5 protein-coding genes and 1 pseudogene are annotated in these 8,723 nt (G+C 33.3%); 5 read left to right on the top strand and 1 reads right to left on the bottom strand.

What is annotated here, in order from left to right; all coding sequences use genetic code 11:
• From AACU98_RS03155 to AACU98_RS03140, 4 genes and pseudogenes are all read left to right on the top strand, one after another.
• Positions 1–198, top strand: a pseudogene (locus AACU98_RS03155) (fimbrial biogenesis chaperone); the annotation flags it as partial.
• 8 nt (positions 199–206) lie between these two features.
• Positions 207–2,600: a fimbria/pilus outer membrane usher protein gene (locus AACU98_RS03150; protein ID WP_161735493.1), complete on the top strand. Its 2,394-nt coding sequence runs from the start codon at positions 207–209 to the stop codon at positions 2,598–2,600.
• 9 nt (positions 2,601–2,609) lie between these two features.
• Positions 2,610–3,608 carry a fimbrial protein gene (locus AACU98_RS03145; RefSeq protein WP_004251301.1) on the top strand — a complete coding sequence of 333 codons (999 nt, stop codon included), beginning with the start codon at positions 2,610–2,612 and terminating at the stop codon, positions 3,606–3,608.
• 111 nt (positions 3,609–3,719) lie between these two features.
• A complete protein-coding gene (locus AACU98_RS03140; RefSeq protein WP_223293444.1) occupies positions 3,720–3,938 on the top strand; it encodes a hypothetical protein in 219 nt (72 codons plus the stop codon).
• 58 nt (positions 3,939–3,996) lie between these two features.
• Here the strand turns inward: AACU98_RS03140 and hrpA are convergent, their stop codons facing one another.
• On the bottom strand, positions 3,997–7,893 hold the full coding sequence (hrpA, locus tag AACU98_RS03135; RefSeq protein WP_148041809.1) for an ATP-dependent RNA helicase HrpA: 3,897 nt from the start codon (positions 7,891–7,893) through the stop codon (positions 3,997–3,999).
• 221 nt (positions 7,894–8,114) lie between these two features.
• Here hrpA and AACU98_RS03130 point away from each other — a divergent pair.
• The coding region (locus AACU98_RS03130) for an FMN-dependent NADH-azoreductase (protein WP_161735490.1) at positions 8,115–8,723 on the top strand (609 nt) is incomplete at its 3' end.

Here is an 8,723-nt window from a genome sequence, read left to right as displayed (position 1 = left end):
ATAAAAAACAACTCTGAATACTACTTCACTATTATAAATATTTTTTCTAATGGGGAAAAAAAAGAGATCTCAGTCATGCTATCCCCTTTTAGTGAAATTAATATAGGAAAAAATCATTTTGGTACAGCTAAAGTAGGCTGGAGCTATATAAATGATTTTGGTAATGAAGTTAATATCAACATAAAAAATAGCGAATAGTATTAATTATGATAAAGTTATCTCCTATTTCTTTACTCTTATTATTTACGCCCTATGTATATGCAAATGCACTTTACTTACAAGCAATTGAAAACCACAATGGAAATATTGATTTTTCACTCTTGCTTAATGAAAATTTTCTCGAAGGAACCTATAACATAACAATTTATATAAATAACAATAAAAAACAAAATGCTGAGATATCATTTAAAAACAAAAACAATAACTTAACTCCAATAATAACTCTATTTGATTTAAAACAATGGGGAATAAACACCAATTATTACGAGCCTTTAAAAAATAAGTTAGACAACGATATCGTTGACTATGATTTATTAAAAAAATTATTTAATATAAAATTAGAAATTAACAAACAGTCGATTTACTTTAAAGTACCATTAATTGCGATAGAAAAAAACACTTCATATTCCAAAGAAAAATTGGATGATGGTGATAATGCTGCTTTCATTAAATACAACTATCAAGGCCATTATTATAAACAAAATAGTTTAAATGGACAACACATACATAACCTACAGCTATATAATGGAATTAATTTATTTGCATGGCGTTATCGTCAAGATCTAAACTATAATAATAATAATTCTTTTTCTATAAACCAGCAATATGTATATAGGACACTTAGAAATATTAATTCTATTTTAACTATGGGTGATTTCTATGCTTATTCTCCTAACTTAAACACTTATAAAATACTAGGCGTGCAAATCAATAGCGATAATGCAATGAAAGATGGCTCCCTAGTAGGTTATGCACCCATTATAAGTGAAACCGCCTATACCTATGCAGAAGTTAGCATTGAGCAAAATGGAGAAACACTATATAGCACATCTGTACCACCTGGGCCATTTACTCTTAATAACCTTCCCTCTTTAGGTACAAATGGTGAATTAGTATTAATTATAAAAGAAGAAAATGGCGAAGTAAGAAAGAAGAAAATCTGGAATTATTCTTCACAGTATTTATTAAGAAAGAACCAATGGAATTATTACTATACTATGGGTTTAGTAAACAATCCTCAAAAAAGACAGTTTCCTTCTAATAAGAAAAAAGAACTATTAACTCAATTGAATTTAAGCTATGGAGTGAGCAATTATTTAACGACAATGATAGGAGCTGAAAAAAAAGGAGATGATATTAAAGCACTTATTGGAAATACCCTAGGATTAAATATCCTGGGTATAGTCTCATTAGAAAACGCTTGGATAAGAGAGAAATATCATCAACAATATCAGTCCAATAAGATTAATTACCAAAAAGTATTTTCTATGGAAAATACAACTATTTCATTAAACTCATCATTCTACTTTAGATTTAAAGAGAATTATGCTGTAAATAAAGAATATAAGAAATATGATTTAGGATTTCACTTTTCACAATCATTAAATAATAATATTGCTTTAACGTTGGGGTATAATATTGCAACCTATTATCACTCAAAAGAAAAAAGCCAACGACTTTTTATTAATACTAGTTCAAATTATAAAAAACTTTCCTATTCATTAGAGCTAGAGAATAGCAAAGATCAGTACAGCAATAATAATCAATTATCAATTTTTTTAAATTATCCTATTGGTCAAGATCTCTCTCATTGGGCAACAGCAAGGATCAATTATGATAATAGAGATAAATATTTTCATGAGAATATTTCATTTAGTGGAAATACATTAGAAAATAATCGGTTAAATTATAACCTTAACTTTTCTAAGAATAATAAAGAACACTTAGATTCATCAATGAAAATTAGTTATTTAAGTAGGATAGCCAAACTAAATATAAACTCTCGATTTAATAAAGATAGTTATTCTTTAGGCTATGGACTCAATGGCGGCATTGTGTTTCATAATGGAGGAATAACTTTAGCCCAAGATCTAAATGATAGTTTTGCTATCCTAAATTTTGCAGGTGCTAAGAAAGTAAAAATAATAGGAAAGCCAACGATAGAATCAGACCGAAGAGGTTATTTAATCATTCCTAATTTAACTAGTTACCATAACAATAAGTTCCACATTGATGCGAAATCATTAGATTATAATTATAATATTGATAATTATAGCTATCATTTAATTCCTACTAAAGGAGCTATTATTGCAAAAAATATTAAGATAACTAAAGGAGAAAGTGCTTTATTTACATTTCACCAAAACATTCCTTTTGGTGCAACAGCCTATGTGAAAAATTCTGATGGTACCCTATCCGATATATCCTATGTAAATGAAGATAATAAATTATATATTTCTAATTTACCCATCTTAGGAAAGATTTTTGTAAAATGGGGAAGTTCCAACAAACAACAGTGCTCATTTAACTATCAATTAAATGATAATGAAAAACAAAATAGAATTTATTTTAAAACTGTAAATTGCATTAAAGAGGAATAATATATAAAAATGAAATACATTATTATTTTAATTTATTTACTCTCATTCCATTGTTATTCTGATGAATCAAAATTTAGTAACAATTGCGTTTATGACGATATAAAAGACAATGGTTTTATTCCAGTACATAATATTAGATTTAAAGCTAGTGATATTGATTTAGGTGTCGATATTGGCCAACCTATCGCAGAAATGAGTTTTACTGATGCCGCTCTATCTACGTCAATTCTTCATTGTAAAAAGAAAGTTGATCTAAAATTAATCATTAACGCAAGGCATTATAAAGATGATATTTTTAAAACAAATATTCCAGGAGTTGGCTTTAAGATATCATTTAATAAAACACCTTTTAACTTAGTAGGCGATGAGTTTAATGTAACGCCTGAATATGCAAATGTCTGTAACGCTCAAACTAGAAAAGAAGGATATAAAAATATTTATTGTACTGATAGTTGGCCAAGACTATATATTCAATTAATAAAAATAGGTGAAATCGTTCTAGAACCTCTGAGCGACATATTTGTTATAGATGATTTTCTTGTTTATACATTAGATAATAAAAAATTTACTTATAATAATTTGATTATTGAGAAGCCTCAGAATAAAGTTTGCGAACTTAATATTGAACAACCTAATATTGAATTAGCGCCTGTAGAAAAAAACAGTTTAAGCGATTCAATACCCGCTAATGAAACACATTTTTCTATTGGTGTTATTTGTAACCAAGATACATTAGTTTCATTAAAGCTTGATGCACCTGCTATTTATAAAAGTAGAAATACTAATTTATTAACACTTCTAAATAATGGCACCCCTTCTGGGGTAGGTTTATCAATTAAATATAATGATAATAAATATTATTTAGGTAATGTTATTTATAATAGCGTTCATAGAACACCTTCGACGGAATATACTTTTCCTTTTTCAGTAGGTTATGTGAAAATGAGTGAAAACATCTTGCCTGGCAAGGTAACATCACAAATTAATGTAAACTTAGAATATAAATAATTTATTTCCCCTATGAAAAAACATTTAACTCCTATTATCATGTTATTAATATTACTACCTGTGTTTTCTGTAAATGCTTATTATATCTATGAAACTAGCTGTGAATACATAATGGATGATAATAAATCAAAAGAGAACCAAGAAGTTATATTGAAGATATCAAATTGTCCATCAATAATAAAAAACGCTAATAGAATATTGAATATTAAAAAGAACACTGCCATTTCAATAAAAAATAGCGCAATAACATCTTTTATCTTAGACAGTAATAAAGTGGTTTTAGCTGACAATATTAATGATCAATTTACCATTTCAGTACATTATCAATAATAGTAGTATATAAACCCACAATGGCCATAACTCACCATTGTGGGTTTATCTATCAGCTTTAACTTAATGAGATAGACTCAATAGCTTGTAAGATGCGTTTATCAGAGATGGGATAAGGCGTTCCTATCTGTTGAGCAAATAAACTCACTCTTAATTCCTCTATCATCCAACGAATATTTTGTACCTCTTCTTGCTGTTTTTGCTTCTCGGTTAACTTAGCTAACCACTGTTGCCACTGCAAAATGACATTTTCAACTCGGCTCATTTGTGCTCTATCACGGTTAGGATCAATCGCTAATTTCTCCATACGTTTTTCAATAGCACTGAGATAGCGAGGAATATCCGCAAGACGTTTCCAACCATGGGATGTGACAAATCCGGGGAAAACTAATTGATTAAGTTGTGCTTTAATATCAGACAATGCAAAAGCAACACTAATATCAACCCGCCCTTTTAAGCGTTTATTAATCGCAAATACCTGAGTTAAAATAGATTCAACTTGTTTAGCAATTTCGACAACAACATCGTTTAATTCAGCACGGACATAATCTTGAAGTTTTTGGTATTGCTCTTCTTGCCATATTAATCCCCCATAAGAAGCAATAAGTTTATCAACCCCACAAGCAATACAGTCATCAATCAGATCTAGCACCTTGCCATAAGGATTAAAATAAAGACCTAATTTTGCTTTATTAGGCAATTTTTCATGCAAGTATTTAATGGGTGAAGGAATATTAAGTAGTAATAACCGTCTTATCCCCTGCCACATTGCCGCTTGTTGCTCTGTTTCTGTTTCAAATAGCTTGATACCAACACTATTCTTTTCATCCACTAATGCCGGATAGGCTTTAACTGAATAGCTACCACGCTTTTGTTCGTAGCGTTGTGGCAAGTCACCAAAACTCCAAATATGTAAATCTTGCTGCTCAATACCATCATCTGCTACCGCTGATAATGTTTCTTGAACTTTGTCCTTTAAACGTGCTTTTAACTGATTAAGATCTTTTCCTTCAGCAAGGGTTTTATTATTGTCACCAACAACTCGAAAAGTCATTTTTAAGTGATCGGCCACTTGCTCAAGTTGCCAACTATCACGTTCGACCGTAACGCCGGTCATTCTACGTAGCTCTTTTTCTAATTTATCGAGTAATTCACCTTCAGGGGTAACCACTCGTTCTAAAAAAGCTGAAGCGTAATTAGGCGCAGGAACAAAATTACGACGTATAGGTTTAGGTAATGATTTTATTAAGGCAACGACTAATTCATGACGAATACCCGGAATTTGCCAATCAAAACCTTCATCTTTAACCTGATTTAAAATCGGTAATGGAATATGGACAGTGACGCCATCTGCTGCTGTACCTGGCTCAAACTGATAAGTTAAGCGTAATTTTAAATTATCTTGATGCCAATAATTTGGATAATCTAATGCACTAACACGTTTAGCATCTTCTTTGATAAGCATGCTTTTTTCAAAGCTCAGCAAATCAGGTGAATTCTTTTGCGCTATTTTCCACCATTTATCAAAATGGCGGGTAGAAATAACATCTTGTGGTATTCGTTGATCGTAGAATGTAAACAGCGTTTCATCATCTACTAAAATATCGCGACGACGTGATTTATGCTCTAACTCTTCAACCTCAGTACGTAATTTTAAATTTTCACGGAAAAAAGCATGCCGAGTTTGCCAATCGCCCTCTACCAACGCATGGCGAATAAATAACTCTCGACATAATAGTGGATCGATTTTGCCATAATTTACTAATCGTGAGGCCACAATAGGTAAACCATATAAGGTGACTTTTTCATTAGCCATTACCGCACCCTGTGCTTTTGACCAATGAGGCTCACTATAGTGATATTTAACTAAGTGGGTCGCGATAGGTTCAATCCATTCCGCTTCAATGCGTGCAGCAATGCGCCCCCATAACCGTGATGTTTCGACTAATTCTGCCACCATGGTCCATTTTGGCGGTTTTTTAAATAACCCAGAGCCGGGATAAATAGCAAAACGCGCATTTCTCGCGCCAGTAAACTCTTGCTTATCGCTATCTTTTTGTCCGATATGTGATAATAGCCCACTTAATAAAGCCACATGAATACTTTTAAAATCGGCCGGTTGGCTATTAATTGGAAAACCTAATTCCTTCACAACTTGGCGTAGTTGCGTATAGACATCTTGCCATTCCCTAACTCGCATAAAGTTTAAAAACTCTTGGCGACAGTGTTTCCGAAACTGAGAGTGACTCAACTCTTTCTGCTGAGTTTTTAAATAGTCCCATAAATTGAGTAATGAAAGAAAATCTGAATCTTTATCTTGGAAACGACGATGTTTTTCATCTGATGCTTGTTGCTTGTCCATCGGTCTTTCACGAGGATCTTGAATAGAAAGCGCCGATGTGATCACCATTAATTCTCTAACTGCACCATATTTGCGTGCTTCAAGAACCATTCTCGCTAATCTTGGATCGATAGGAAGCTGAGCTAATTGTTTCCCCATCGGCGTCAAACGATAAGCACCTTTATTATCAGTACCCTCTTGTAAGGCACCCAGCTCTTCTAATAAGCGTACACCATCTTGTATATTGCGTTTATCGGGCGCTTGTACAAAAGGAAATCCGCTAATATCCCCTAATCCTATCGAGGTCATTTGTAAAATAACCGAAGCAAGATTGGTTCTTAGTATTTCAGGATCGGTAAATTGCGCACGGGAAATAAAATCATCTTCAGAATAAAGACGAATACAAATACCATCAGAAACACGACCGCAACGCCCTTTTCTCTGATCCGCAGAAGCTTGAGAGATAGGCTCTATGGGTAAGCGCTGAACTTTGGTTCGATAACTGTATCGACTAATACGTGCATAACCCGTATCAATCACATATTTAATGCCAGGTACCGTAAGAGAAGTTTCGGCAACATTGGTTGCCAATATGATGCGTCTTCCGGTATGAGGCTGAAATATCCGGTTTTGTTCACTATTAGAAAGACGAGCAAATAGTGGTAAAACTTCGGTATGACGTAGTTGTAATTTATTTAATGCCTCTGCGGTATCCCTTATCTCGCGCTCACCGCTCATAAAAATAAGAATATCACCCGCACTTTCTCGACTTAACTCGTCAATTGCATCAATAATGCCCTCAGTCATATCCTTATCACTATCCAAAGCATCACCACCAATAGGACGATAGCGCACTTCGACCGGATAAGTTCGGCCAGATACCTCAATAATAGGAGCTTGATTAAAATGCTTAGAGAAACGCTCAGGATCGATAGTGGCAGAAGTAATAATCACTTTTAAATCTGGGCGTTTGGGTAAAAGCTGCTTTAAATAACCAAGAATAAAGTCAATATTTAAGCTACGTTCATGGGCTTCATCGATAATAATAGTATCATATTGTAATAACAGCTTATCTTGTTGTAGTTCAGCTAATAAAATCCCGTCAGTCATTAACTTAACTAGCGTGTTATCACCAACATGATCACTAAAACGAACTTTATAACCGACAGACTCACCTAATGTTGTGTTTAATTCATGAGCAATTCGCTCTGCGACAGAGCGTGCAGCTAAACGTCGAGGCTGCGTATGCCCAATATAACCTTTTACGCCTCGCCCTAATTCGAGACAAATTTTCGGGATCTGAGTTGTTTTACCCGATCCCGTTTCCCCTGCAATAATAACCACTTGGTTATCTTTGATTGCATTGTAGATAGCCTCTTTTTTCTGGCTAACAGGCAAGTTTTCTGGATAAACAATTTTAGGACAGTGAGCTTGTCGATTTAATATACGCTGTTTTGCAACAATAATATCCTGCTCAATCTCGCTTAATACCGCCTGTTTCGACGTTTCTTTACTTATTTTATCAACGCCACGTAAGCGTTTTCTCAATCGTTGCTGATCCCGCAACGAGAGTTGCTCTATCTCTTTGTAGAGCATCGCAGATGATAGTGCCACCTTTTGTTATCCTTTTTGAGGTTTATTTAACCAAATAATATTGTTGCCATGATATCACAACAGCCAATTTGCACATAAAGGGTTGATGAATTTTCTTATTCTATGAATATATATAATCAATAAATTTGAATAGCATATTCAAACGATTATGGTGTGAAATTTTTCAGATAAGATAAAATTTGGTCTATATAAACATAACAGATATTTACCGAGAGAATAAAATGAACAAGCTTCTTGTACTAAAATCCAGTATTTTAGAAAATTACTCGCACAGCAATAAAATGGCTGACTATCTAATAGAAAATTGGCAAAAGCATCATCAAAATGATCTCATTACCCTACGTGATCTGGCAAAAGATCCCATTCCTGTTTTAGATCAAGCCACATTATTTGCTTTTGGCAAAGATACGGCTATGTTATCGGAACAACAAAAAGCCGCTAGAGCACTCTCTGATACATTAATTAATGAATTAAAAGCACATGATATTATTGTGATCACGGCGCCTATGTATAATTTCTCCATCCCTTCTCAATTAAAACACTATATCGATTTTATTGCGCGTGCAGGCGAAACTTTTAAATATACTGAAACAGGGTCAGTCGGATTACTTGAAGATAAGCAAGTTATTGTATTAACGAGTCGTGGTGGGATCCATAAAGGACAACCCTCTGATTTAATTATTCCATATCTAACACAATTTTTATCATTTATTGGTATTAATAATGTACAGTTTATTCTCACCGAGGGTACTGCGCTAGGCGAAGAATATGCCCAGCAGTCACATGCTCAAGCACAAAAAGAAATAGATTTAATAATTAATAAAGAAATA

It is taken from the genome of Proteus sp. G4380, assembly GCF_963885725.1.
Taxonomy (GTDB): domain Bacteria; phylum Pseudomonadota; class Gammaproteobacteria; order Enterobacterales; family Enterobacteriaceae; genus Proteus; species Proteus mirabilis.
Note: the sequence above shows the minus strand (reverse complement) of the source record. Positions and strands in the feature narration are given on the sequence as shown.